The sequence below is a fragment of the Pseudomonas sp. AL03 genome (assembly GCF_029960815.1).
Taxonomy (GTDB): Bacteria; Pseudomonadota; Gammaproteobacteria; order Pseudomonadales; family Pseudomonadaceae; genus Aquipseudomonas.
In genome coordinates, this window is record NZ_JASBRE010000003.1 from 290,393 (window position 1) to 314,033 (window position 23,641).

The 23,641-nt window shown below is 57.6% G+C and carries 23 protein-coding genes and 3 pseudogenes; 13 read left to right on the forward strand and 13 right to left on the reverse strand.

Annotated features, from left to right (window positions below; translation table 11 throughout):
* Positions 1-56: 56 nt before the first annotated feature.
* From QK293_RS05315 to QK293_RS05330, 4 genes are all read right to left on the reverse strand, one after another.
* The gene (locus QK293_RS05315) at positions 57-1,625 is read right to left on the reverse strand and encodes a lipopolysaccharide biosynthesis protein (RefSeq protein WP_282376048.1); all 1,569 of its coding nucleotides are present in this window, start codon (positions 1,623-1,625) and stop codon (positions 57-59) included.
* 20 nt (positions 1,626-1,645) lie between these two features.
* Positions 1,646-2,761: a hypothetical protein gene (locus QK293_RS05320; RefSeq protein WP_282376049.1), complete on the reverse strand. Its 1,116-nt coding sequence runs from the start codon at positions 2,759-2,761 to the stop codon at positions 1,646-1,648.
* Positions 2,762-2,787: 26 nt separating this feature from the next.
* Positions 2,788-3,345: a polysaccharide biosynthesis/export family protein gene (locus QK293_RS05325; RefSeq protein ID WP_282376050.1), complete on the reverse strand. Its 558-nt coding sequence runs from the start codon at positions 3,343-3,345 to the stop codon at positions 2,788-2,790.
* A gap of 384 nt (positions 3,346-3,729) precedes the next feature.
* Positions 3,730-4,200 carry a hypothetical protein gene (locus QK293_RS05330; RefSeq protein WP_282376052.1) on the reverse strand — a complete coding sequence of 157 codons (471 nt, stop codon included), beginning with the start codon at positions 4,198-4,200 and terminating at the stop codon, positions 3,730-3,732.
* 247 nt (positions 4,201-4,447) lie between these two features.
* Here QK293_RS05330 and QK293_RS05335 point away from each other — a divergent pair.
* A pseudogene (locus QK293_RS05335) lies at positions 4,448-4,669 on the forward strand (cytochrome C); the annotation flags it as partial.
* 1 nt (position 4,670) lies between these two features.
* On the opposite strand, the gene QK293_RS05340 reads toward QK293_RS05335, so the two are convergent.
* Entirely contained in the window at positions 4,671-5,324 is a 654-nt protein-coding gene (locus QK293_RS05340) for a peroxiredoxin (RefSeq protein WP_282376053.1), read from the reverse strand.
* Positions 5,325-5,579: 255 nt separating this feature from the next.
* On the opposite strand from QK293_RS05340, the gene QK293_RS05345 reads away from it, so the two are divergent.
* Positions 5,580-6,296: a glycosyltransferase family 25 protein gene (locus tag QK293_RS05345; RefSeq protein WP_282376054.1), complete on the forward strand. Its 717-nt coding sequence runs from the start codon at positions 5,580-5,582 to the stop codon at positions 6,294-6,296.
* Positions 6,297-6,397: 101 nt separating this feature from the next.
* Here the strand turns inward: QK293_RS05345 and QK293_RS05350 are convergent, their stop codons facing one another.
* Positions 6,398-6,727 carry a hypothetical protein gene (locus tag QK293_RS05350; protein WP_282376092.1) on the reverse strand — a complete coding sequence of 110 codons (330 nt, stop codon included), beginning with the start codon at positions 6,725-6,727 and terminating at the stop codon, positions 6,398-6,400.
* A 181-nt stretch (positions 6,728-6,908) separates the two neighbouring features.
* On the opposite strand from QK293_RS05350, the gene potE reads away from it, so the two are divergent.
* The 3 genes and pseudogenes from potE to QK293_RS05365 form a co-directional block, all read left to right on the forward strand.
* Positions 6,909-8,318, forward strand: a complete 1,410-nt coding sequence (gene potE, locus QK293_RS05355) for a putrescine-ornithine antiporter (RefSeq protein WP_282376055.1) — start codon at positions 6,909-6,911, stop codon at positions 8,316-8,318.
* Positions 8,315-10,600, forward strand: a complete 2,286-nt coding sequence (locus QK293_RS05360; protein ID WP_282376056.1) for an Orn/Lys/Arg decarboxylase N-terminal domain-containing protein — start codon at positions 8,315-8,317, stop codon at positions 10,598-10,600. Before potE ends, QK293_RS05360 begins: the two co-directional genes overlap by 4 nt.
* A gap of 70 nt (positions 10,601-10,670) precedes the next feature.
* Positions 10,671-11,207 (forward strand): annotated as a pseudogene (locus QK293_RS05365) (hypothetical protein); the annotation flags it as partial.
* A gap of 10 nt (positions 11,208-11,217) precedes the next feature.
* Here QK293_RS05365 and QK293_RS05370 read toward each other — a convergent pair.
* Both QK293_RS05370 and QK293_RS05375 read right to left on the reverse strand, forming a co-directional pair.
* A complete protein-coding gene (locus tag QK293_RS05370) occupies positions 11,218-11,592 on the reverse strand; it encodes a RidA family protein (protein ID WP_282376057.1) in 375 nt (124 codons plus the stop codon).
* 148 nt (positions 11,593-11,740) lie between these two features.
* Positions 11,741-11,881: a hypothetical protein gene (locus QK293_RS05375; protein ID WP_282376058.1), complete on the reverse strand. Its 141-nt coding sequence runs from the start codon at positions 11,879-11,881 to the stop codon at positions 11,741-11,743.
* Positions 11,882-12,067: 186 nt separating this feature from the next.
* On the opposite strand from QK293_RS05375, the gene QK293_RS05380 reads away from it, so the two are divergent.
* The 3 genes from QK293_RS05380 to QK293_RS05390 all read left to right on the forward strand — a co-directional run bounded on the left by QK293_RS05380 (position 12,068) and on the right by QK293_RS05390 (position 13,817).
* Entirely contained in the window at positions 12,068-12,469 is a 402-nt protein-coding gene (locus tag QK293_RS05380; RefSeq protein WP_282376059.1) for a hypothetical protein, read from the forward strand.
* 240 nt (positions 12,470-12,709) lie between these two features.
* Positions 12,710-12,991 carry a DUF3303 family protein gene (locus QK293_RS05385; RefSeq protein WP_282376060.1) on the forward strand — a complete coding sequence of 94 codons (282 nt, stop codon included), beginning with the start codon at positions 12,710-12,712 and terminating at the stop codon, positions 12,989-12,991.
* Between the two features lie 151 nt (positions 12,992-13,142).
* Positions 13,143-13,817: a DUF3313 domain-containing protein gene (locus QK293_RS05390; RefSeq protein ID WP_282376061.1), complete on the forward strand. Its 675-nt coding sequence runs from the start codon at positions 13,143-13,145 to the stop codon at positions 13,815-13,817.
* A gap of 94 nt (positions 13,818-13,911) precedes the next feature.
* Here QK293_RS05390 and ligD read toward each other — a convergent pair whose 3' ends face one another.
* Genes ligD through QK293_RS05405 form a run of 3 tightly spaced genes read right to left on the reverse strand, consistent with a single transcriptional unit; the run spans position 13,912 to position 18,906 of the window.
* Entirely contained in the window at positions 13,912-16,518 is a 2,607-nt protein-coding gene (gene ligD, locus QK293_RS05395; protein ID WP_282376062.1) for a DNA ligase D, read from the reverse strand.
* Positions 16,515-17,510: a class I SAM-dependent methyltransferase gene (locus tag QK293_RS05400; RefSeq protein WP_282376063.1), complete on the reverse strand. Its 996-nt coding sequence runs from the start codon at positions 17,508-17,510 to the stop codon at positions 16,515-16,517. Before QK293_RS05400 ends, ligD begins: the two co-directional genes overlap by 4 nt.
* Positions 17,511-17,520: 10 nt before the next feature.
* Complete coding sequence (locus QK293_RS05405) at positions 17,521-18,906, reverse strand: iron-containing redox enzyme family protein (RefSeq protein ID WP_282376064.1); 1,386 nt, start codon at positions 18,904-18,906, stop codon at positions 17,521-17,523.
* 194 nt (positions 18,907-19,100) lie between these two features.
* Between QK293_RS05405 and QK293_RS05410 the strand changes: the two genes are divergently transcribed.
* Positions 19,101-19,553: a cupin domain-containing protein gene (locus QK293_RS05410; RefSeq protein ID WP_282376065.1), complete on the forward strand. Its 453-nt coding sequence runs from the start codon at positions 19,101-19,103 to the stop codon at positions 19,551-19,553.
* A gap of 100 nt (positions 19,554-19,653) precedes the next feature.
* On the opposite strand, the pseudogene QK293_RS05415 reads toward QK293_RS05410, so the two are convergent.
* Positions 19,654-19,869, reverse strand: a pseudogene (locus QK293_RS05415) (DUF533 domain-containing protein); the annotation flags it as partial.
* A gap of 199 nt (positions 19,870-20,068) precedes the next feature.
* Between QK293_RS05415 and QK293_RS05420 the strand changes: the two are divergent.
* From QK293_RS05420 to QK293_RS05435, 4 genes are all read left to right on the forward strand, one after another.
* Positions 20,069-20,494, forward strand: a complete 426-nt coding sequence (locus QK293_RS05420; protein ID WP_282376066.1) for a GNAT family N-acetyltransferase — start codon at positions 20,069-20,071, stop codon at positions 20,492-20,494.
* A gap of 246 nt (positions 20,495-20,740) precedes the next feature.
* The gene (pcsA, locus tag QK293_RS05425; RefSeq protein WP_282376067.1) at positions 20,741-21,460 is read left to right on the forward strand and encodes a phosphatidylcholine synthase; all 720 of its coding nucleotides are present in this window, start codon (positions 20,741-20,743) and stop codon (positions 21,458-21,460) included.
* 76 nt (positions 21,461-21,536) lie between these two features.
* Entirely contained in the window at positions 21,537-21,923 is a 387-nt protein-coding gene (locus tag QK293_RS05430) for a DUF488 family protein (RefSeq protein WP_282376068.1), read from the forward strand.
* Positions 21,924-22,006: 83 nt separating this feature from the next.
* On the forward strand, positions 22,007-22,480 hold the full coding sequence (locus QK293_RS05435; RefSeq protein WP_282376069.1) for a GNAT family N-acetyltransferase: 474 nt from the start codon (positions 22,007-22,009) through the stop codon (positions 22,478-22,480).
* Positions 22,481-22,484: 4 nt separating this feature from the next.
* Here QK293_RS05435 and QK293_RS05440 read toward each other — a convergent pair whose 3' ends face one another.
* Positions 22,485-23,360, reverse strand: coding sequence for an alpha/beta hydrolase (locus tag QK293_RS05440; RefSeq protein ID WP_282376071.1), 876 nt, complete (start codon positions 23,358-23,360; stop codon positions 22,485-22,487).
* Between the last annotated feature and the right edge of the window lie 281 nt (positions 23,361-23,641).

Consider the following 23,641-nt stretch of genomic DNA (forward strand, 5'->3'; position numbering starts at 1 on the left):
GGTCTGTTGCTCGGCTTTTTCGGTATCGGGCTTGATTATTTCCATGGCTATATTCCTTATGCAAACCGGCCCAGAGCTTTAAACATCAGAAGATCCAGAGGCATGTAGAGCACGTGCAGGAGCACCAGAAAGATCGCGATTATCGCGACTCCACAGACGATCAATAACGTTCGCCACTTCCTGCGGCGTGCCAGTTCAGCCTTGGTCTGAATATAGGGAATGGAAACCAATACGCGTCTGCCCAGCACGCTGGCCAAGGCCGCGGCACCACGCACACGCTGACTCATCATCTCGAGGAACATCACCAGTGCGCCAGCACCCACCGGGGCAAGCAGGAAGCCCATGGCAACCACTTTTTTACGGTTCGGCCGTACCGGCTTTTCGGGCATCAGCGGTAACTCTAGAACAACAAAACGCTCGGCTTTGTTTTCCTGCTCCAGGCTTTCTGAAATTTTCGCACCCATTTCCTTCGTGCGAATCTCCTCATATTTTTTACGCGCGTTTTCATGGTCACGCATCACCGTGACCAAGCCGCGCTCGACTTGCGGCGTCTCAAGAATCTGCGCCTCGTAGTCGGCTATTTTGTTGAGTATTCCCTGCTTTTGATCGGCCAGCGACTTGATACGTGCTTCTGCTGCGAAGATCCGCGCCTGGGCCTTTGCAACGTCCAGACTGACCGAAGCCGCTGCACCACCAGCACCAACACCTTTGCCAGCCCGAAGTGCAGCAATTTTGCGTTTGACGGCACGCACGTCGGGGTGAGCTTCCGTATACAGCAACAGCAACCTGGTGTACTCCGCTTTGAGGCTACCCAGATCCTGTGGTTTATCAACTGCCGCACCGGGCGCTCCAGGCTTGGTCGCTAGCCCGGCATTCGCGGCGGAAAGCTCCAACTCATTGAAGCGCAACTCCTCACGGGCAGTTTTGTAGTCACGGTCGACCTCTTTAAGCTCGGTTTCGGCGCGCGACAACATATTCATGCGCAGCTCCTGATGCTCGGGCAGCGCGTTGCTGTGTGCCTGCTTGAAGTCCGCCAACCGGTTCTCCAGGGCTTCCAGTTCCACCCTGAGCTTGTCCGCCTCCTGCGTCAGAAACTCTGTGGTTTCACTGGCGCGTTCGGTGCGCTGCTTGATGTTTTCATCCAGAAACAGCGTTACCAGCTCGTTGGCAACTTTGTTCGCAATCTCTGGCTGCCTGTGCTCAAAGCCAAGACGGAAAGCAATCGTCACCTCTCCGCGCCCCTTAACGACAGCACTGACCAGGGAGACTGTAATCGCATTGCGCATTTCATCGATCTTCTCGGTAACGCTCAGATGCCGGCTTTGCGTAGCAAAAAGATTGTATTTGTCGATGATCCCTTCCAGATGCTCACGGGTCATCACGCGCTGACGAATGACTTCGATGCGCTCATCGGCAAAGGTATTGTTGTTGGCCGCCACCAAGTCGGGCGAAATCTGCTGAGACTCCACCAGAATCGTGCCGGATGACTCATAGGTAGGTGGGAGAGATATCGCGACCGCTATGCAAACGCCGAGTATGACCACGAAACTCAGGATCAACAGCAGCGCATGGTGCTTGATGATAGCAATGTAGTCGTTGACCGACATTTCGTATTCAGAGGCCATATTTCTCACACACCTGAATTTCAGAGACCGGGATAACTATAAGTCACCGTCAACCCGACGACGTTTGCAGTGGCATCCGGCAAGCCATCTTGCTGGCGTTGTTTGTATGTGTAGGATAGGCGCGCAATCCAAAAAGGCGAGAGTTCTTGGCTAAACCAGGCACTGTAATTTTGCAGGGTATTAGGCGTCTGGCCTTTGGCGTCTTGCCAGGAGGCATCGAAGCCGAGGCGTCGGGTCTCGTCGACGGCATAACTCCATGTACCCCTCAGGGCATCAACCTCGACGAAACCACCGTCCCCGCTGGCGAGAGTGCTACGACTGGCGTCGATGCTGGTATCAATACGCTCACCGGCATATTGCAACGCAACACCGCCCTGGCCTTTGGGGCCGCTACCTGTGCCGGAGACTTGATTGAGACCCGCGTAGACTGTCCCCCTAAACCGCTCGGAGAGTTGGAAATTCAAGCCCGCCGTGGGGGTGTAGCTGTTTGAGGAACCCACCGCAGCCCCCTCCTCCGGTTCATAGCGCCTCACGCTAAAACGGGTGAACAGCTCGACCTGCTCACTCCATGCATAGTTCCAGCTAAAGCGGGTCGCCAGCTCGTCATAGTCGGTCAGTGAATCAACATCGTAAGTGACATGAGTGTAGTCAGTCTCGTTAACCAGGGTACTTCGCTCGCTGAGAGCAGTGCTCCAGTTGCCGCCCAGCAAATACATCTTTTGCGTGCCATCGGAGGCAACTACGCCGGTTTCCTGAACCACCGTGGAAAGCGTAGAGTTTTCTTCATATCTCGCCGTTAGCCCAAAAGCTCCCGTTTCGGTCTCGCGCTGCCACCCTAACTTTAATCTGGGGTCTTCACGGTCCGAAACGATGGACGTATCCGACGAACGCACGATATTTAACCCGAGACCGAACTGGAACTCATCCCGCCCGGAAGTACCCACGAGGCTGTAATCGGGAGCGATGATGGTACGGGTCACGCCCTTCTCGCCACTTGTAAGAAGCGTCGGGTTGCTGTCGTACTCGACCGTCGAAGGTACCGCTATTGCTGATTTCCAGGTGGCAGCATAGGCCATGTGCGAATACGACAAAGCCAGGATTGCCGTAGCAACCCCGGTCGTTCGAAATCCAAGCAAGATAATCCCTAGTGCCTCGCGCAAGGCTACGGCACGACCAGCGTATCGCCGGCCTTAAGTAGAAAATTGGTGGACATGTCATCCCCTGACATCAACTTGCTGTAGTTGACGTGCAGGATCTCCTGTTTAGTCCCATTGAGTCGCACGACCTTAATGTCATCCGTGTCGGCGAATTTGTCGAGCCCGCCCGCCATGCTTAATACCTGCAGCACTGACGTTTGACCTGGCATATGCACGGTGCCGGGTTTCGCCACTTTACCCTGAACGTAGACGAGATTACCTTCGGTGCCTGTAACGACAACGCTCACTTGCGGATCAGGTATAAATTTCTCAAGCTTGGCAGCGATTTTCTCCGCGACAGCGGTGGTATCAAGCCCCTTAACATCGACTTGCCCTGCCAGCGGGAAGGTAATGCTGCCATCGGGGAGTACGCGCACATCCTGTTTGAGCTTGTCTTCGCCCCAAACGGAAACAGAAAGATTATCACCCGGACTCAGCCGGTAAGTCGCGTCGTTTTCGACGGCACTGGAAAGGCTGGGCCAAACGGCCAGCGTGCAGAGCACAGGTATCAATGAACGGAACATCGGAATCCCTCCGCCTAAGTAGCCATGCAAGGAGTTTAGAACAAAAAACCGAGCCAAATCACTCTATCCTAATTTCACCCCAAAGAAACGACTAAACAACAATCACCTAGAGCGTCTGGGCGGCCCATTCCGCCAACGCAACTCACCCGCAACCAGCAGGGCACCCATGACAGCAGAAAAACGTTATTTAACAATAGCTTGGATTAAACAAATCGCCCCCAATGCTTACCGCGCCAAAGTTAACTACATCATGCCAGTTAGAACTGACTCAGCCAAAACACTGCGAACCTATGATCGCTGCCGATGCCCGCACAACTAACCGGCCTCAATAATTACCAACTAAGCATCATTGCAAGACAGGCAAACATCCGCAAAAAACGCCCCCTATACCTTCCGCCGGTTGGCGACCACAATAAAACCAAACAACGCGGAAGAAAATAACCATGCTGCTGCCTGAAGCGGTACGGCATTCGGCTGATTGATATAAGAATCAGATCCACCAGCCAACTCTTTATCCACTAACGGGTCACTGGTAACCGCTGCCATTAAACCGTCGCACGAAAAAGTATTGACGGTACTACCTGCACCCGAGCCAGCATCCATCATGCTGTTGGGCTGGTCCTCATCCAAGATAGCGGCGATCGAAGAAGCCAACCGTAGGCCACTTCCAACCGTTAACGGCGCGCCACTCGGGTGCTCTTCGAGAGCCTTGCCAAGTTGAGAGCCGACCCCTTCGCAAGCTTTGCTTATGCGATTAATTTCATTGGGCAAACTGGTCGCCTGAACACTAGCAACGGCCGTGCCATTGAGGATCACAGAAAACAACACGAATTTAATGACAAGTGTTGGGCGCATAACACCGCCTCCTTGCGTAGGGGGGTTATTCTTCTGTCGGGTGAAGGAATCTTTATCGGCTAAAATGAGCGTATGTGCACATCGCCATTACGTCAATAGCTCGTCACCATAATAAATCGAAATTTAATTTTACGGAGGATGGCGTCAAAATAGCGACACACCAAACACGCTAGTTAAGTAAATCTATCCGTATGAAATAGCTCGCCTCCGACCTGGCGCAGCGCCATGCACCGGGCGATGAAGCACCGTCGGCAACGTTCTGAAAGCACCCGGCGGGTGAGATTTTTTTTGGTGCGGGTTCCCGGCATGTCGCAGTCCGTGCTGAAGAATGCGTAACTGGCCTTACAGCGCCGAAGAAGTTTCGGCGCTGCACCAGGAAACCCTGCTTAATCTCCCAGGCACCTGCGCCGAGCGGATCAAGGCAAGGCGCGCAAAAGGCATCACGCTTGAAGACGGGATGAATGACTGACTTACTTCGGTTGCGCCACCGTGCGCAAATAAGGTTTCACCGTCTTGAAGCCATCCGGGTATTTCTTCTTTGCGTCCTCGTCGGAGACCGACGTAGGAATGATCACGTCCTGACCCGGACGCCAGTTCACCGGGGTAGCGACAGTGTGCTTGGCGTTTAGCTGAATAGCGTCGAGCAGCCGTAACACTTCATCGAAGTTGCGCCCGGCACTCATCGGGTAGACCAGCATCGCCTTGATCTTTTTGTCCGGGCCGACAATAAACACCGACCGCACCGTGGCGTTGTCCACGGCAGTACGAGCGCCCCCACTGGCATTCGGGTGAATCATGTCGTAGAGCTTGGCCACCACCAGGTTCTCGTCACCAATCATGGGGTAGTTGACCGCATGACCCTGTGTCTCTTCGATGTCTTTGGCCCAGGTCTGATGGTTACCGACGGGGTCGACGCTGAGGCCGACAATCTTGGTGTTGCGTTTGTCGAACTCTGGCTTGAGCCCGGCCATGTAACCGAGTTCAGTGGTGCAGACAGGGGTGAAGTCTTTCGGATGCGAGAACAGGATGGCCCACTTGTCGCCGATCCATTCGTGGAAATGGAGCGTGCCTTCGGTGGTTTCGGCGGTGAAATCCGGTGCTTCGTCGCCAATACGAATGGTCATGTGCGTTCTCCTCGTTGTGAAGGGTAGGAAACTCTCGGAACGAACCAGTATAGGAGACCTTGAAGACTTCGCTCTGCACCCCGCCGTAGGGACGCGCGCCGATTTACGAGACCAAAACCTCTTCAGGAAATGCTGCTCTATACTGCAATCCGGGGTCGATACCGCCTGTCGGCAGTGCATACCGTACGATTTTTTCCGAATTCTGCGAGCTCCCCAATCCAACCGCCCTGATTGTCTGCGCTGAGGACCTGACAGATGAATGTGATCGACTATTTTGATGGAGCAAGAATCATCAATATTTCATCAAGAAAGGATCGCCGTTTAGAAACAGTAGAAGAATTCGCTCGCTACGGCTTTCACATTGATGATGAAAAAATAGGCTTTTTTGAGGCTGTTACGCCCAGTGAGGAAAATGGCTTCCCGAGCGTCGGGGCCAGGGGCTGCTTTTTGAGTCATCTGGGGGTGCTGGAAGAGGCAATGCGCCTGAATCTGAAAAATATCTTGATCATGGAGGACGACATACAGTTTTCCAGACGCATTCCTCAATATGGGAGACAGGCCATCGAGTCTCTGAAAGGTATGGAGTGGGACATCGTCTATTTTGGGCATCCGTTTGAAGGAAATTCAAACTTGCCCACTTGGAAAGAAGTCGACCGCCCCATACATTTGTCCCATTTCTATGCTGTAAACGGAAAAAGCATTGGGAAATTGAGGGATTTTTTATTACAGATTCTGGAGCGGCCGCCGGGTCATCCTGACGGAGGTCCGATGCATTATGACGCTGCTCTCAATACGCTTATTCACAAGAACAAAGAGATTATGGCTTACTATTTCACCTGGAATTTCGGCTACCAACGGCCCTCGCGGACGGACCTGCATGAACTTTCCATCTTTGACAGGACACCTCTCCTGAGGCCGGTAATGGATATGCTTAGGAGGTTGAAGGCAAAAAACCTGAGAAGAACTCGATAGTGTTCTGTTACTGCTCTCTCCTTAGGGAAGGTCTGATGTATTTACCCAGCCCGGCATGGCGCAGGAGCCGTGTCCGGGTGATGGTAGCGGACCGCACCTCGTCATTTGCGCGCCAACTTATACCGGACGCATTCCTCATAGAAACTCTCGCGCAAGGCTGCGGGCTTCATCCGCGACTGACTGTCATAGGTCTGCTCGGTAATGCCCATCGCCATCATGTGCATCCACGGCTTGCTGAACTTGTAGGTATGTAACTTCTGCCGTGCTGCATACAGTGAAACCCCGGACAGTTTGAGTTCCTGAGCTCTCGCCGCGGTACCTGCGCCCCAACTGCAAAGGTAGCGATCATTCGATGCCAGTTCTTGGGCCTGGACAAAGGCAGCAACGCTCGCCAGGCCTAACGAAATCAGCGCAACCATCACATTCCGCATTTGCATTCGATCCTAACTATCTGAAAATAAATTGATTTTGGTCAAAAGCTTCAGACTTCGGGGCCAGCAAAATGCCTTAAGTGAGCTATAGCCTGTTTTCTCAGTGCCTTACGGACATTTCTTGCGGCATTCCAATCCTTTGCTATAGCTAACTCTCTCTCGCCAACTACTGAGGCAACGGATGTCAGTCGCAAAGAAAATGACCGTGGGGCAACTGACGATGTTGACAGCCGTCAACATGTTGGGCTCAGGCATTGTGCTGCTACCCACAAAACTCGCCGAAGTCGGCGGTATTTCCATTCTTTCCTGGCTGATCACGGCCACCGGCTCCCTGGCGCTGGCCTATGCCTTTGCGCGCTGCGGGATGCTCAGCCGAAAGACCGGGGGCATGGGCGGCTATGCCGAGTACACCTTCGGCAAGGCGGGCAACTACATCACGAACTACACCTATGGGCTCTCGCTGTTGATTGCCAATGTGGCGATCAGTATTACGGCGGTCGGCTATATCCAGGAACTGTTCCACATCAAGCTTGATTCACTGCAAGTGGGTCTGGCGACCATCGCTCTGTTGTGGATCACCACGTTCGCCAACTTCGGCGGCGCACGGATTACCGGCCGGATCGGTGCGATCACGGTTTGGGGGGTAATTGCGCCGGTGGTGCTGGTGTCCACCATAGGCTGGTACTGGTTCGACAGCAGTGTCTACGCCGCCGGCTGGAACCCGCACAACATGGGCTGGTTCGAAGCCGCAGGCGCTTCGGTGGCGATCACCCTGTGGGCATTCCTGGGTCTGGAGTCGGCGTGCGCCAACACCGACGCTGTGGAAAATCCGGAGAAGAACGTACCCATTGCGGTACTTGGCGGCACCCTCGGCGCGGCGGTGATCTACATCGTCTCCACCAACGTCATCGCCGGTATTGTCGATAACCCTGCACTGGCCGCCTCCACCGCCCCCTTCGGCCTGGTCTTCGCCAAGATGTTCACCCCGCTGGTCGGCGACATTGTGATGGCCGCGATGGTACTCGCCTGCATCGGTTCGTTGCTGGGTTGGCAGTTCACCATTGCTCAGGTGTTCAAAAGCTCGGCGGACACCGGTTACTTCCTGTCGATCTTCGCCAAGTCAAACAAGGCCGGAACGCCGATTGTCGGCATGTTGGTGCTGCTGGCCGCGCAGACGGCACTGGGCTTTCTCACCATCAGCCCGGACCTGAGCAAACAGTTCGACACCCTCGTCAACCTCGCGGTGGTGACCAACCTGGTGCCGTACATCCTGTCCATGGCCGCCTTGATGACCATGCAGAAGGTGTCCAACGTACCGGCAGGCAAGGCGCTGGTCACCAACATCATTGCGTGGGTGGCGGCGTTTTATAGCTACTTGGCGCTCTACAGTTCGGGCGAGCAAGCGTTGATGCTCGGCGGCGTGGCGACCATCTTCGGTTACACGCTGTTCGGCTTCGTCAACAACCGCCTGATCCGCCTCGAAGCGCTCAATAACAGCGTACCGACGCAGACCGTCAGCGCTCAGCACCTCACGGGCAAACCGGTGCCGGTCAACAACTTGCAAGCAGTCACAGTGGAGGCTCAATCATGACGGAACATCGACATACGCTCGGGATGCTCACGCTGTTGGTCAGCAGCCCGCCGGACAAACGCACCGTCTTTGGTCGCGCCCTGAACCAGTTGGTCAACGATGTGGAGGAACGCGCCGTCAGGGTGCTGGCGTCGGAAACCTTGAGCGACGCCACGTCGATCCTGCGGTCGGACCCGGCCATTCAATGCGTGCTGCTCAGTTGGGAAATGGATAAAAGCGAAGGCCACGAGGAATGCATCAAATTGCTGGTCAGCCTGCGTGCGCGCAACACTCGGGTGCCGGTCTTTTTGATCAGCGACCGCAGCACTGCGGCGAGCATTCCGCTGGTGGTCATGCAGCATGCCGACGACTTCATCTGGCTGCCCGAGGACACCAGTCGCTTCCTCAGCGGGCGCATCCTGGCGGCCATTGAACGCTATCGCCAAGCCGCGTTGCCCCCCATGTTCGGGGCGCTGGTGAAGTTTTCCCGGACCTATGAATACTCGTGGCACACCCCCGGCCATGCTGGCGGCACGGCATTTCTCAAGAGCACAGCGGGCCGGGCATTCTACGAGTTTTTCGGAGAAAACCTGTTGCGTTCCGACCTGTCGATTTCGGTCGGCGAACTCGGTTCGCTGCTAGATCACAGCGGCCCCATCGGCCAGGGCGAGCGCTACGCCGCCAAGGTCTTCGGCGCGCACCGTACCTATTACGTCACCAACGGATCGTCAACCTCCAACCGTGTCATCCTCATGGCCAGCGTCACACGCAATCAGATTGCCCTGTGCGACCGCAATTGCCACAAATCCGCCGAGCACGCGATGACTCTGTCCGGGGCCATTCCGACGTACCTGGTGCCGACCCGCAATCGCTACGGCATCATCGGCCCGATCCTGCCGCAAACCCTGAGCAGCGATGGCGTCAAAGCCGCCATCGCCAACAACCCCTTGGTCAAGGAAGGGATCGACCCGACACCGATCCACGCCATCATCACCAACTCCACCTACGACGGCCTGACCTACAACGTCACCCGCGTCGAAGAGCTGCTGGGCCAGAGCGTCGACCGCCTGCATTTCGATGAAGCCTGGTACGGTTATGCGCGTTTCAACCCGTTGTATCGCGAGCGCTTCGCCATGCACGGCAATCCGGACGATCACGATGACTCGAAGCCGACCGTGTTCGCCACTCAATCGACGCACAAGTTGCTGGCAGCCCTGTCCCAGGCATCGATGATTCACGTGCGCAACGGCCGTAACCCGATCCATCACGGGCGTTTCAACGAGTCGTTCATGATGCACGCCTCGACCTCGCCCAACTACGCGATCATGGCCTCCTGCGACGTCAGCTCGGCGATGATGGAAGCGCCCAGCGGCCAGATTCTGACCACCGAATCCATCGAAGAAGCCATCAGCTTCCGCCAGGTCATCTCGCGCATGCACAACGAGATGCTGAGCAAGGATGAGTGGTTCTTCACGTGCTGGCAGCCACCGTCGGTACCGGTTGGCGCGGTGTCAGTGCCGTTCCATGAAGTAGATCCGGTGCTGTTGAAGACCGAGCCGAACTGCTGGGTGCTTCACCCCAACGAGGTGTGGCACGGTTTCGGTGACATCGAAGAAGGCTACTGCATGCTCGACCCGATCAAGGTCTCGGTGCTGAGCCCCGGCATGGGCGACGACGGCAACCTGCTCGACTCGGGCATCCCCGCCTGCGTGCTCACGGCGTACCTCGGACGTCAGGGCATCGTCGTCGAGAAAACCACCGACTTCACCATTCTGTTCCTGTTCTCGATCGGCATCACCAAAGGCAAATGGGGCACCCTGGTCAACGCGTTGCTTGACTTCAAACGTGACTATGACGACAACGTCGACCTGGAGCTGTGCCTGCCTGACTTTCTAAGCGCCAACCAGCAGCGCTACGCCGGCATGGGCCTCAAGGACCTGGCCGACGATATCTTCGCCGCCATGAAACAACACAAAACCACCGCCACCATGGCCCAGGCGTTCGGCATGCTCCCGCAAGCCGAATTCAGCCCGGTGGAAGCCTACGAAAAGCTGGTCAAGAACGAAATCGAACGGGTCACACTGGAAGAAGCCGCCGGGCGGATCGTTGCGACCGGGATCGTGCCCTACCCACCCGGTATTCCACTGTTGATGCCGGGTGAAAACGCCGGGCCAGCGGACGGTCCGTTGCTGGCCTATCTCAAGGCGCTGGAAAGCTTCGACAAATCCTTCCCGGGTTTCACCCATGACACCCATGGGATCGAAAGCGAGGGCGGGGTTTATCGCTTGCTGGTGTTGAAGTGAATTAAAACCTGTCCTCTATGGCCGTCCATCACGGTGATGTGACGGCCGTTGGTAGTTATGATCCCGGCATTACCGCGGCCGCATGGACGTCGCCCTGGCGATCACCGCCACGGAGCCACCCAATGTGTTCAACCATAACCTGGAGACCGTTCCGCGCCTGTACTAAGCCTCGCGCCCGGGGTCGGATTTCGAGTGGTCGCTGGTTCTGCTGCTGAAGTTCAAGTTATTGGTCCCGCGTGTACCGACCAAATCCGGCCTGATGCTGGGCCTTGGCGAGACTGGCGAGGAAGTGATCGAAGTCATGCAGCGAACGCGTGAACACGATGTCGACATGCTCACCCTCGGCCAGTACCTGCAACCGTCGCGCAGCCACTTGCCGGTCCAGCGTTTCGTGCACCCGGACGTGTTCGCCTGGTTCGCCGAGGAAGGCACCCGGATGGGCTTCAAGAACGTTGCATCCTGTCCTCTGGTGCGCTCGTCCTACCATGCTGATCAACAAGTTCAAGGGGTAATTGGAAAGACCTGGCGAGTCTGTCGTTGTTGCATGAGCCAAACGCTCGGCAGCCCGCCCAGTGGCGGCCGCTCGTTGAGCGGGACCGCCGGATAAGTCTGCAGATTCAGCCCTTGGCCGCCATCGCGGTGACTTCCACGCGCATGCCTTCGACCGCCAGGGCGGCGATGCCAACGGCGGCGCGAACCGGCCAGGGCTTGGCGAAGAAGCGCTGGTAGACTTCGTTGAAAGCGGCGCGGTCAGCCATGTCGGTGAGGTAGATGGTCAGATGCAGAACCCGGTCCATGGAACTGCCGGCGTGCTCCAGCGCTACCTTGAGCGCCTGCAGGGTGCACTCGCTTTGCTCGATGATGCCGCCCAGTTCCAGGCTGCCGTCGGCGCGGGTGGGGATCTGAGTGGAGACCAGCAGGCTACCGAAACCGGCGACGTCGGAGGAGATGGATTCCGGATCGGGGAGGAAGGTGATGTCGTGGTTTGCCATGGGGATCTCTTGCTTGAGGGGGTAAAGGGGGTCGTCGAGTATAGAGCGGTCGGCCCGACATGTTTAGCAGGCTGGGCCAGCCTTACGGTCCTTTGCATCGACCATGACTGACCCGACTTCGCCGGATTTGTACTTAAATCCCCCCGACTCAAGGCGCATTGACCACGACATAAGTCACATCGCTGCCCTGATACTGCGGTTGATACCAGGTTGAACCGCCTTGCATGTACGCCGTGTTGTATTGGATGACTTGCACGCAATGGGTGGGCAGTTGCGCAGGCGTGAACATGCACCCGACCACCGCCGTGGCGATCGGATGGTTTGGCTTTCATTGATCCCGCTCCTGGCCTGTGCACGTGCTTAACGCCCCGGTACCAAGGCTGATTATCAAGCCTAAACGCGGCGTGACCCGTTCGCCAGAAGGGCAAAAAACCCTATGGGCAAACCCGAGCGGAGCACTCTATGATTGAAGCCCATGACGACCACCCCTCCGATTCGCCAACCCTGCCCGCCCGGCGCCTGCGATTGCGGGCGTGACCCGCTGCTGGAAACACCGGGTGCTGACGTGCGCATCCTGTTTCTGACTCGTTCAGAGGAAAAGCGCCTGATCGAACGCCTGGAAAACCTCCAGAGCCTGAGTGACCTCGAGCGTCTGCAACAGCGGATGTACGAGCAGTTGGGTATCCGCGTGAGCATTGCCCCCGGTTTCAACGAAGTACGCACCATGCGTGGTATCGGTATTAACCTCGGCGAACAACCGGGGTTATGCCGCAGAACCCGTCAGTCGATCCCGGCCGCGATTCGCCGCGCACTGGAGAAGCGTCCAGAGATTGCCTACGCGCTGCTCAATGCCAACGACCTGTTGCGCGATGCGTGAAATCAGCCCGATGAACCTTGTTTCGCGGGTGAAACACGTGTCATCCACGACCCTGTACAAAAGCAACGAAACAGGATCAGCGGTCATACGCGGAGTCTGAGCCGCTGCTATGCCTTCTCATGGGAGAAACGGTTTCAAGCCAGTCAAGGATGAAGCTGGAAATACACGCGTGACCGTGGTCCCGGCGCCAGCCAGGTGCGCGAAGAGAAACAGGTGCCAATCCGTAGCAGGAGGTGGCAAATGTTATTCATGGTCAGTTGGTCCATCAGTCCGGAAAATCGAAACACCGTGATCAAGCGCTTTCTCGAAACCAAAGGTGCTCCACCCGAAGGCGTCAAGATGTTGGGGCGCTGGCATGCCGTCGGTGGTTCGAACGGTTTTGGCATCGCGGATGCCAGTGATGCCGTACAGATTCAGAAGTGGGTACTGCAATGGAACGACCTCATGAACATGGAAGTCCATGCGGTGTTGACCGATGAACAGGCGGCGCCGCTGCTGGCCGCTGCTGTCGGCAAGCAATAGTCGTTGGAGCGGCGAGCCAGCTCGCCGCTCCATGCCTGCATATTGGCAACCGAACGTTTACCGTGCCCATGGGCGAATCCTGGCGTTGCGGCCGGAGCCACCTATGCTCTGAACCGGGGTACCGACATCAATCCATGGAGCACACACCACAATGAACCTGTCCCGAAAACTGTTTATTGGCGCTACGCTGGCCAGCCTGCTCCTCGGCGGTTGCACCTCGAAAGTCACCGAGCGTGAGCAGTATTCCGGCTTCCTCTCCAACTACAACAACTTGCAACAGGTCACCACCACCAGCGGCGAAACAGCCATGCGCTGGGTCAGCCCGTCCTGGAATCCTGATGCCTATAACACCGTGACCTTCAACAAGCTGGAGCTCTACCCGGCGCCCCAGCCCAATGAGCGGGTCAATCGGCAAACCCTGGACGAGTTACAGAGCTACATGACCAGCAAGGTCAAAGGCGTGCTGGGCCAGAAATACCGGGTGGTGTCGAGCGCAAAGTCAGCGCCAGCCGGTTCAAAAACCTTGATCATGCGCGCGGCGATCACCGGGGTGAATGCCGAAAACGAGGGCATGAAGTGGTATGAAGTGGTTCCGGTCGCCGCTGTCGTGGGGGGTGTTTCCGCTGTCAGTGGCCATCGCGATCAGGACTCCACACTGTTCATCGAGGCTGAGTTTATCGACGCCAGCAACAACCAGACTGTGGCCAAAGTGGTGCGCAAAGTCTTTGGCAGCACACTGTCAAACGCCAGCCAGAAGATCACCACCAAGGATTTCAAAGCGGCGATCGATAAACTGGGCACCGATTTGCAGGCGTTTATCAGATAGTTCGATTGCTTTTTGTAGGCGCACGGCTTGCCGGCGATGACGTTCTCAAGGGCGCTATCGCCGGCACGCCGTGCTCCTACAAAGGTGTGTATGGCTACTTCTTTATCCCTACCCGTCGCCGCATCTCGGCGGTGATCGACTGCCGGGTTTGCTTCAGGTCCGCCCAAGGTTTATCACCGACCTCGGCCAGGCGTTCATGCACAGTGTGCACGTTCCATTGATTCCCTCCCTTGAGCTCACCCACCTCCTCCCGAAAGATCGGCACTGACACCGGCAGTCCTTCCCGGGTGCGCGCGGCGTAGGCGCAGATGGTCGTGGCGCCCAGACCGTTGCGCAGGTAATCGATGAAGATCCGCCCTACCCGGTTCTTCGGTCCGGACACAGCGGAAAAACGCTCCGGCAGCAACTTGGCCATGTGGCTGACAATCGCGTGGCTGAAGTCCTTCACCTCGTCCCAACCGAGCTTGCGGGTCAGTGGCACCACCAGATGAATCCCTTTGCCGCCGCTGGTCTTGAGGAACGCCTTGAGCCCCAACTCATCGAGTACCGACAGGGTCAATTGAGTCGCCTCCACCATGCTTTTCCAGGGCAGCGCCGGGTCCGGGTCGAGGTCGAGGACGAAGCGGTCGGGTTTGTCGAGGTTGTCCGAGGTAGCGTTCCAGGTGTGCAGTTCAACGGTACTCATTTGCACGGCACCGATCAGGGCTTCGGCATTATTGATGATCATCACCGGTTGGCCGGTGAGTGCCTTGTCCAGGGTGGTGATCCCCGGAATGGCCAGGCGCTCGGCGTTTTTCTGGAAAAACAGTTCGCCGGCGATGCCGTCCGGGGCGCGAACCAGCGCCACTGGCCGGTCCTTCAGTTCGGGCAAAATCCATTCGGCGACGCTGGCGTAATACTCGGCCAGTTGCACTTTGGTGGTGCCGCTGCTTGCATCGATCACCCGGTCCGGGTGAGTGATGCGCACCTTGCCCGCGCCGAGGCCGATTTGTGATGGCGCGGGTGCGGGTGCGGCTTGGGTGGTTTTCTTTTTGGTCGCGGCAGAGGGTTTTTCTGCGGGGGCTTTTTTAGCGGCTTTGGGCTTCACGGCTTTTGGACGCTCCTCGGTAATGTCGTCGGCAGGTTTGTCGTCACGCAGACCATGGAACACCGCATGGCGGACTGAACCTTCTTTGGTCATTTCGGCAAAAGCCACCTCGGCCAGCAGCGTGGGTTTGAGCCAGTGCACACCCTTGGCGTCAAAACCGGTCGGTGGATTGACCACTGAACTCTTTTTGGTTTGCAACGGTTTCAGTTGCTCGTAGATGCGCTTGAGCGTCGTCTCGTTGAACCCGGTGCCGACCTTGCCTGCGTAACGCAACTCACCGCTGTCGCGGTCATGCAGTCCCAGCAGCAGCGCACCAAAGGCATTGCGCAAACCTTTGGGATCTGTGAAGCCAACGACGACGAACTCCTGCCGATGCTTGCACTTGAGTTTGATCCAGTCGCCGCTGCGCCGTGAAACGTAAGGCGAGCCCAGACGCTTGCCGATCAACCCTTCCATCTGCATTTGGCAGGCACTGTTGAGCAACGCTTCCGGTTCTTCACTAAAGGCATCGGAAAAGCGCAGCAACGGGTCTTTATTGGGGGTGAGCACCGTCGACAGCGCAACCCTTCGCTCCTCGACAGGCACCTCGCACAGGTCCACACCGTTGAGGTAAGGCATGTCGAACAGGTAGTAAACGATGTTGCCGCTGCGGCCCGAGTCGAAGGCGTTTTGCAAGGACTGAAAGTCCGGCACGCCCAGCTCGTCGGCGACCACCATCTCACCGTCGAGCCAGGCGGATTCGAGACCCAGCGAAGCCAACGCCTCGGCTTGTTTGGGCAGTTTGTGGGTCCAGTCGTGACCGTTACGGGTGAAGAGTTTGACCTCGTCGTGGTCGATGCGGGCCATGATCCGATAGCCATCGAATTTGATCTCATAGCTCCACTCGCCGTCCCGGGCTTTTTCGACCAGCGTCGCCAGTTCCGGTTTGAGCAGGTCCGGCAATTTGGCTTTGCGGGCGCCCGTCAATGGCGCCGACTGTTCCTTGCGCGCCGCGGCGGCGGGTCTTTTGATGGGTTTGGGTGTGGCAGCGGTCTTCGGCTTTTTGGCCACGATGGTCCGATCACTGAGCACGCTGTCGGGCTCGGCGGCGACCACGTCGTAATCGCTTTCGGGTTTGGCTGCGCCGTCCTGATGCTTGATCAGAAACCATTGTTCCTGCTTGCCCGGCATGTGCGTGCGCACCAGGTTCCACAGGCCGCCGAGCTTCTCGCCTTGCAGCTCGAACTTCAGCTTGCCCTTGGCGTACGCCTTGGCCGGGTCGTCCTGAGGAATCCACACCCCTCGGTCCCAGACAATCACATCACCGGCGCCGTAATGCCCCTCGGGAATGCTGCCCTCAAAGGTCGCGTAATCAATCGGATGGTCTTCGACGTGGACCGCCAGGCGCTTGACCTTGGGGTCCAGTGACGGGCCTTTGGGCACCGCCCAGCTTTTCAGCGCGCCATCGAGTTCCAGGCGAAAGTCGTAATGCAGGCGCGAGGCGTCGTGCTTCTGGATACAGAACTGCAAGGCATGGTCTTTCGCGTTTTTTTTGCCCCCACGTTTGGCAGCGGCCGGTTCAGAGGTCGCCGAGAAGTCGCGCATGCGGTTGTAATCGTCCAGGCTCCTGGTCATGGCGCACCGGCTGACGACGTAACGGGTCCCCCGATACCTGCGCCGATGCGCGTGACGATCAGGGCGACGACGGCAATTCGTTCCACCCGCTGATAGCCAGGGGTCAACAGTTCTTCGCCGAACACATCAGGGTCTAGTTCGTGGTAAGTCCAGCCGAACATCGGCGATTCCAGACGCGGCGTCACCGCGTCCAGAAAAGGATCGAGACCATCGATCATCGCCACGCCGGTGTACAGCACCAAAGAGCCACCGGGGGCCAACCGATACAGGGCTTGCTCGACAATGCGCAACGACAATTGCGCGCCGAGCGCCCCGCCGCCATGCCGGTAAGCACGCTCGGCCGGGTCGGCCATGTAGGGTGGATTGGCGACGATCAGGTCGAAGTTGCCGTCGACGTCCTGCAGCACATCGCTGGCCTCTATGCTGACGTTAGTCACCTCGGCGAGCGCGGCGTTGACTGCCGTCATGCGTAACGCCGAAGGGTTGATGTCCACGGCCAGCACTTCGGCTTCACGGCGAGCGCGGGCGATCACAATCGCCCCAACGCCCGCACCGCAGCCGATGTCCACGGCGCGCCTGATCGGCGCGAAGCTCTGTTGCAGATGGGCGTGAATCAGCCGGGCAAAACGGTAGGTGTCAGGTCCGAAGAACACCGCATCAGCGGCATCGGTGGGGTAGCCCGAATGCACGAACAGCAGGTCATCGAGGCTTGACCAGCGCACATGACTTCTCAGTCGACCATTGCTTTCCCCGAGGACGCCCGCCTGTTGCAACTGCCGCTGTTCATCCACCGACAACAGATCGGGCTCAAACGGCCGCGACCAGCCGAATACTTCGCGCAGGGTCCGGGCGCTTTGTCCGAAGGCGCGATCATTGACCCGCTGGTGGGTCAGCGGCGTTGGCGTAATGAATCGGTAACCGTCGGCCTGCAAGCGGCGCCCCAATTGCAGTAAGGCCAGGTCGGCAGCGCTAAGCTGTTCTTCCTGATTCATGAAGGGCTCCCTATCGAAATCCGGATTTGAGTTCGATGAACCGTCGCGTGGCCATCAGACCAGCCGGGTGAGCGTGCCGATGGGCAGACAGCCATGGGATCAACACTTGCATTTGCTCGTCGGCGGAAAGCCCATTAAGTGTAGCTTGCAGGCGTTGGACATCCGGGTCATTGGCGGGCACTGGCGGTTCGGTCGCGACGCTGGTGCCACGTCGAACCGCTGCCGGCGATCGCTCAGGTCGCCAGTCTCCGGCGATCCAGTCGTGCAGCAGCTGTTTTTCGTAGGGGCTGAACACCCCGAACATGCCCGCGCCGTCGCCATCGATCAGTTGCCAGAAACGGCTGGCGTGCGGGTCCTGATGACGTTTGATCCAGCCCTTGTTTTCAAGGGCGCTAAGGAAGCCCGGAAACTGCTCCGGCGACGACAACCATTGATTAACGGTATTGCCTTCAAACCGGCAGTAATCGGAATGCATGTGCTGACCAAACGGGCGCTTGCGTTCAAGCATGTTCAGCAACTCGCCGTACACGTCGAACGACTCGATGATCGCGCGACTGCCCTGCCCCAGATCGTTGAGACGATAACCCAACGCGACCCTGCGCAGAAAATCTTCACGGTCGGCTTCCACTGGCAGCAATTGCAGCACCGACTGCACGGCCTTTTGTGCGTGGCCAGTGCTGGCATTGTCGATGGTCACGTGCAGGGTGAAGTAATACGGATCGATACCCAGCTCGCTGAGTTCATAGGCGCTGATCAGCAAATGCAGCGGCAGCTGTTCATAGCCGAGGTTGTAGCCGATCACCTCCGGCAAAAAATCGTCGCTGCAATAACCGAGCGCCAATTGCACCGCACCTTGCAGGTAACGCTCGTCTGCGATGAAGCCGTTGTCTTGCAAACCATGCTCGGCGAGCAGCTTGCGGTAGATCACCACATGATTTTGCGCCGGGTTGCCGTCGCCCAACTCTTCCAGATAGGTGCAAATCAGGCCTTCGAAACGAGGGTCATGCCAGTGCTGCAACAGGCCATACAGCCATGCTCCGTCGACCAGTTTGGTCGGGGCAACGGCTTGCAGGAAAAACAACGCGTGCGCCTTGTTAGTGAAGAACTGCCGAGGCCCGCCGTCCTTGCGTTTTTGCAGGTAGTCGGCGTATTGGCGAGCGACCTCGGCGCAGTGCTGTTCGACAAAGATTTGCAGTGCCGACAGGTCTTGCGGTATGTCCGCGGGCAGGTCCGCTGCGTGCGCAAGTTGAGCCTCGAGGAAGGTTTTGCCGAGTGCGCGCTGGTGTTCGGTATCGCCGCTCAGTAATAACTGTTCATAGATAAGCTTCATGCTGCCGGCGGTCGGAATCGAGCGTTCGTGGGCCGGCTGGGATTCAATTCGTGTCAGGGCAGTCATGGGTACGTCTCTCGGTCTGAGGCCAGTGGCAGGACGCTGAATCAGCACGTCTCTTCATCAGCAGAGCGACACGCCCGGAAAAAAATTCCATCGGCGTTGAAATCGCCCAGACAGACGGGCTAGTGGCGCGGCACCCGGCGCCACATCAAGTGAATATACTCAGCGGGTGTTGACTCATCCTTCGGAGAGCAATCATGCGCACGGTTCATGTCATCGAGCCCGAAAAAACCCCCGACCCGGTCAATGTCGTGGGTGAGACCATCACCATTCTCGCGGGCGGGGATCTGAGTAAACCTTTTGAAATGCATATCCAGGAGGGCGTGCAAGGGGGTGGGCCGCCCCCGCATTTTCACCCTTGGGACGAGGCGTTCTACGTCATTGACGGGCAGGTGGAAGTAACGGTTGCGGGCAAGTCCACCACCGTTTCGCCTGGGGGTTATGTGCATATCCCTGGTGGGTCCATTCATGCTTACAAGAACGTCAGCGCCACCGCGAAAATGATCGGTGTGGTGTCTGATCCGCGCGGTGGTCAGTTCTTTGCGGCGGTGGATCAGCTCAAAGTGCCGGAGGATCTGCCGCGGATACTGGAGATCGCCGAGAGCTTCGGGGTTACGTTTCTGGTGCCGAAAGCACCTGAAGCCCGGTAGAGGCCAGGGTTTCAGCAGCTTCAGTCAGTGTGATGGCGAGCGATCATTAAGCCACGCCACCTTGGGCCTGTTGCTCCAGGTGCACTCGCAGCTCTGGATCGATACTCAACGCCGCAGCCAGTTCATAGTTGGTGCCACCACCTGACCGGGTCTGGGTCGAACCGCCCACGACTGAGCCACCGCCCAGCAGACCACCGAGCAAACTACCCAGGCCGCCGGCCCCGGCACTTGAACCGGCGCCACCGCCCAACAGGCCGCCGAGCAATCCACCGAGGCCGCCTTGGGCCGACGCGCCCCCGCCACTCTGTTGCGCCATTGAGCCTTGGCCGGCTCACAGAAGTTGTTCGAGCAGATCGCTGGTGTTCATGACGATGTCCTCATCAATGGGAGTGATCCAGTCAGGCAACAATAGTCCTCGCCGGCAAATGCGCCACCACCGTTTGGCTGACCCTGATGACCATCGGCTGCGAGTGTTCTACCCTCGCTAACCCGATGCCCACAGGATCAACGAACACATGGACCGCACTCAGATTGTTGTCAGCGACGTTATCGAACCTGAAGTCGAGCAAGTACTCAGCGCCGGGTTGAGTGCCTTCAATGATCAGATGACCGGAATCAACGACCGCCAGTCGCTGGCGGTAACCGTCCGCGACCCGGAGACCCATCAGGTGCTGGGCGGTATTACCGGGCGTACGTCGCTAGGCCTGCTGTTTCTCGATCTTTTCTACTTGCCCGACTCACTGCGTGGCTCCGGGCTCGGCTCTCGACTGCTCAAGGTGTACGAAGACGAAGGTCGTCGTCGCGGTTGCCGCTCGGCGGTGCTCTATACCCTCAGTTTCCAGGCCCCGGAGTTCTATGAAAAAAACGGCTGGCAGCGATTCGGGGAAGTGCCGTGCGACCCGCAAGGCACGAGTCGGGTGTTTATGAGCAAGGTTCTGTAAATGAGCCTGTCTGCACCGGGTCAATCCGGAGATCGCCACGTTTGAGTAAAAAGATCGCCCTGCGCCGATGTTTCATTTAACACCCCGAATTTATCCAGAGTATTTTTTTGCCGCCCAGCTAAGATTTACAGTTGGTGAACCTTATCCCCGGATACCCGGTCGATACATGCAACCTGACTTGGTTTGCCGACACCCCCAACTGAAGGGGTGATAACAGGCTTGCTTCACTTTCTGGAGAACGCCCCCGTGATATCGACCCTACACATCGCCAGACTCAAAGCATGGGGCGCCCATGGTTTTACCGCCACTGGCGTGGTCACCGCCTTCCTCGCAACACTCGCCTTGCTGGAAAACCAGGCCACAAACTGCTTGCTGTGGCTGGGCGTCGCCCTGATTGTCGATGGCCTGGACGGCGCGTTGGCGCGCAAGGTCAATGTCCAGTCGGTGCTGCCAGGTTTCGATGGCTCAATCCTCGATCTGGTCATCGACTACCTGACGTATGTGTTTATCCCAGCGCTATTCATCTATCGCTACATACCTCTGCCGGACTACACGCTGCTGCTGACCGTGTCGCTGATTCTGGTCTCGTCGCTGTTTTGCTTCTGCAACGTCAACATGAAGAGCAAAGACAACTACTTCCAGGGCTTCCCCGCCGCCTGGAACGTGGTAGCCCTGTGCCTGTACATCATCGCCCCGTCGCCGTGGATCACTTTTCTCACCGTCATCGGCCTGGCGCTGTTGACCGTGACCCGGATGAAGTTCCTCCACCCGTTCCGCGTGCGCAAGTTCATGCCGATCAACATCGCCGTGACGGCGATATGGCTGCTGTGCAGTTTGTCGCTGGTGGTCAACCATCCGGTGATCAACCCGATGGTGATGGGGCTTTGGCTGCTGATGTCGGCTTACTTCCTGGGGATCTGCATCTGGCGCACGGCGCTGGAGTGGTTCGAAAACTCGCGCAATTGAAGGCTCCAGAGCGCGGCCGACTGCTCCCGCACACCGCAGAGGTCGGCCATACAGGCTTGAGGGGAACACATCCACCATGCCCATCCATATCGTGCAACTCGGCTCACCGCGCGCCGCCAATGAAGGCCTGCGTCTGGGTACGGTACGTCGCCCGCCGCGTGGCGTGCCGAAGGCCGAGTTTGCCAGTCGTGATTTTTATGACGTGTGGCAGCCGCTGCTGTCTCCCAGTGCAGAGTTGGTCGCAGAAGCCAAAGCGGCGGAAGACGCCAAGGCGTGGGAAGCCTTCAAGCGCAAATTCAAGACTGAAATGAACCACCCGGCGCCCAGCCAATTGCTCGATTTGTTGGCTGCGTTGTCCCATCAAACATCAATGGCCATTGGCTGTTATTGCGAGGATGAAGAGCATTGCCATCGGTCGGTATTGCGGAAGTTGTTAACGGCGCGCGGGGCGCAGCTCAAATAGAAGCTGGCGCAGGTACTCCGACATTGACCGCTCAAGATCGGGCTAAAGGATTGCGGTAAGGACACAAGGATTGGGGTCTTCAAATGAATAACCAGATACGACTCGCCACCCCAGACGATGCGGCAGCCATAAGCCAGGTCATCATTCAATCGCTGCGCAAGTCCAATGCCCTGGACTACCCGCCCGAAGTCATCTCGCAGGTAGAGAAAAGCTTTTCTGCCGAGGCCATCCGCGCGTTGTTGAAACAACGCTCGGTATTTGTCGCAACCATCGATAAGCGCGTGGTCGCCACGGCCAGCCTAGATCAAGACGTTGTGCGCAGCGTATTCGTCGAGCCAAGCCATCAGGGGTGCGGGCTCGGCAGGCAACTGATGGCGATGCTTCAATCTGTCGCCCTAGGCGCAAAAATCGAGGTACTGCGCGTCCCCTCCTCCATTACCGCAGAAGCCTTTTACTTCAAGCTGGGCTATCGAAAAGTCCGCGACGAATTTCACGGTGCCGAGCGCACGATCATCATGGAGCAGCGTCTGACACCCATTGTCGACGCCTCGAACTAATGGCTCATACGTGATTGACCTGGATATCTGAGGCAACACGGCCCTGCGTCCTGGAAGCTGGCTGCAGAAAACCGAGCAAGGCCTGCCGAGTGTCATGCCAGGCCGCCGGGTGTTCCATATCGAGGAAGTGCCCGGCATTCTTGATGGTATGGAACTGGGACTGAGGGGCATGATCGGCAAAAAGCCAGGCGTCTTCTACCGAGGTGTACTCATCCCATTCGCCGTTGACAAACAGCAGCGGGATGTCGATGGCCCCGGCACAGGCGACGTAGCAATGGGTGTCTTGGGTCAGCACCTCATTGACGTGGAAATGCATCTGCCTGTACTCGTGTTCGGCCAGACTGCGGATATGGCGGTCATTAAAGCGTTTGAACAGCGATGGCAGGTGCTTGCCGATCGTGCTGTTGATCAAGCGACCGACATTGAGGCGGTCGCAGGCCTGGAGATGACTCAGGCCGCTTTCCAGGTAATCGCGCATCGGCGTATTGATCCGCGCTGCGAATGAATTGATCACCGCCTTCTCGATTCGTCGCGGCCGCTGGGCCAGCGCCACCAAGGTAGCCGCGCCGCCCCAGGAAAAGGACAGCACGTGGTGCACACAAAAGTGTTCGATTAATTCCAGCAGTATCGCTGCCTCGTCTTCCTTTCGGATCGGTTGGCCGTGGAGATTGTGTTGCCTCGACTGACCGGCGTAGGGCTGGTCGTAGAGAACCACATTGAATCGCGGCTGCAGATAACGCACCGTTTGGGCAAAGGATGCGGTTGTTGCCAGCGAGCCGTTGACCAGAATGATGGTCTTGTCAGCTGCAGTGTTGAGATAGTGCTCGGTATAAACCTTGTACTTCCCGCAGATCTCGACGATGGCAGTTTTCGGCATCATGTCATTTTCTTCCTTGAACCCATTGGACTAAGCGCACAGCGTGAGGGATGCCCACAGGGCCCTATCGCAGAAAGCACAACACGTGGACCTGACAGTGAAGTGCCAAGCCAATACATTAATAACTCAGGGTGGTTTTCAAGCGTCAACGCATAGGCCTCCTCGGGCTTAACCTGGCAACACGAGCAAGCAACAACAGCGTAAGGGTGCTCCGATGGCTGACGTGACCAATGAGTCACTGACTGACCATCGATTCAGAGTTAAGCAGGGATTTCTCCGTCTGC

Excerpts from the sequence above, each read along its gene's own strand:
- QK293_RS05405 (WP_282376064.1), bottom strand. The coding sequence starts at position 18,906 with ATGACTGCCCTGACACGAATTGAATCCCAGCCGGCCCACGAACGCTCG.
- QK293_RS05345 (WP_282376054.1), top strand. The coding sequence starts at position 5,580 with ATGAATGTGATCGACTATTTTGATGGAGCAAGAATCATCAATATTTCA.
- QK293_RS05340 (WP_282376053.1), bottom strand. The coding sequence starts at position 5,324 with ATGACCATTCGTATTGGCGACGAAGCACCGGATTTCACCGCCGAAACC.
- QK293_RS05385 (WP_282376060.1), top strand. The coding sequence starts at position 12,710 with ATGTTATTCATGGTCAGTTGGTCCATCAGTCCGGAAAATCGAAACACC.
- QK293_RS05370 (WP_282376057.1), bottom strand. The coding sequence starts at position 11,592 with ATGGCAAACCACGACATCACCTTCCTCCCCGATCCGGAATCCATCTCC.
- QK293_RS05430 (WP_282376068.1), top strand. The coding sequence starts at position 21,537 with ATGCCCATCCATATCGTGCAACTCGGCTCACCGCGCGCCGCCAATGAA.
- QK293_RS05315 (WP_282376048.1), bottom strand. The coding sequence starts at position 1,625 with ATGGCCTCTGAATACGAAATGTCGGTCAACGACTACATTGCTATCATC.
- QK293_RS05380 (WP_282376059.1), top strand. The coding sequence starts at position 12,068 with ATGACGACCACCCCTCCGATTCGCCAACCCTGCCCGCCCGGCGCCTGC.
- QK293_RS05375 (WP_282376058.1), bottom strand. The coding sequence starts at position 11,881 with ATGTTCACGCCTGCGCAACTGCCCACCCATTGCGTGCAAGTCATCCAA.
- potE (WP_282376055.1), top strand. The coding sequence starts at position 6,909 with ATGTCAGTCGCAAAGAAAATGACCGTGGGGCAACTGACGATGTTGACA.
- QK293_RS05420 (WP_282376066.1), top strand. The coding sequence starts at position 20,069 with ATGGACCGCACTCAGATTGTTGTCAGCGACGTTATCGAACCTGAAGTC.
- QK293_RS05325 (WP_282376050.1), bottom strand. The coding sequence starts at position 3,345 with ATGTTCCGTTCATTGATACCTGTGCTCTGCACGCTGGCCGTTTGGCCC.
- QK293_RS05400 (WP_282376063.1), bottom strand. The coding sequence starts at position 17,510 with ATGAATCAGGAAGAACAGCTTAGCGCTGCCGACCTGGCCTTACTGCAA.
- QK293_RS05410 (WP_282376065.1), top strand. The coding sequence starts at position 19,101 with ATGCGCACGGTTCATGTCATCGAGCCCGAAAAAACCCCCGACCCGGTC.
- QK293_RS05435 (WP_282376069.1), top strand. The coding sequence starts at position 22,007 with ATGAATAACCAGATACGACTCGCCACCCCAGACGATGCGGCAGCCATA.
- ligD (WP_282376062.1), bottom strand. The coding sequence starts at position 16,518 with ATGACCAGGAGCCTGGACGATTACAACCGCATGCGCGACTTCTCGGCG.
- QK293_RS05440 (WP_282376071.1), bottom strand. The coding sequence starts at position 23,360 with ATGATGCCGAAAACTGCCATCGTCGAGATCTGCGGGAAGTACAAGGTT.
- QK293_RS05360 (WP_282376056.1), top strand. The coding sequence starts at position 8,315 with ATGACGGAACATCGACATACGCTCGGGATGCTCACGCTGTTGGTCAGC.
- QK293_RS05350 (WP_282376092.1), bottom strand. The coding sequence starts at position 6,727 with ATGCGGAATGTGATGGTTGCGCTGATTTCGTTAGGCCTGGCGAGCGTT.
- QK293_RS05330 (WP_282376052.1), bottom strand. The coding sequence starts at position 4,200 with ATGCGCCCAACACTTGTCATTAAATTCGTGTTGTTTTCTGTGATCCTC.
- QK293_RS05390 (WP_282376061.1), top strand. The coding sequence starts at position 13,143 with ATGAACCTGTCCCGAAAACTGTTTATTGGCGCTACGCTGGCCAGCCTG.